General features: G+C 67.5%; 1 pseudogene. It reads right to left on the reverse strand.

Going from position 1 to position 385, the window contains the following annotated elements:
- Positions 1-385 (reverse strand): annotated as a pseudogene (locus tag JJ959_RS21265) (class I tRNA ligase family protein); the annotation flags it as partial.

The following is a 385-nucleotide window of genomic DNA, read 5'->3' on the forward strand; positions in this document are numbered from 1 at the left end:
GAAGCCGGCCTCGTAGACCGGGACGTCGTGATCGAAGCCCTGGTCGTGGAGCGGGTGGGCGCACACCGAACCTGCGATCGCGGAACCCTTGAGGGTGGCAACCTCCTCATGGTCCTCGATACCCATGTCGGCGCAGGCGGCCTCCAGCAGGTCGCGCGACAGGATCAGTTCGTCGCCGACGGCCGCCCCGCTTTTCTCGCCGACGTCCGTCACCCTGATGCGGACATAGTCGAGTTCCGCCCCGACCGCGATGGCGCGGTTGCCGGGGATGGTCCAGGGCGTGGTCGTCCAGATCAGGATCGCCGCGCCTTCCAGCGCCGGGTCTTCGGTCTTCACGACCGGGAAGCGCACCCAGATCGTGTGCGAGGTGTGGTCGTGATACTCG

It is taken from the genome of Nisaea sp., from assembly GCF_017640745.1.
In the GTDB taxonomy this organism is placed as follows: Bacteria; Pseudomonadota; Alphaproteobacteria; order Thalassobaculales; family Thalassobaculaceae; genus Nisaea.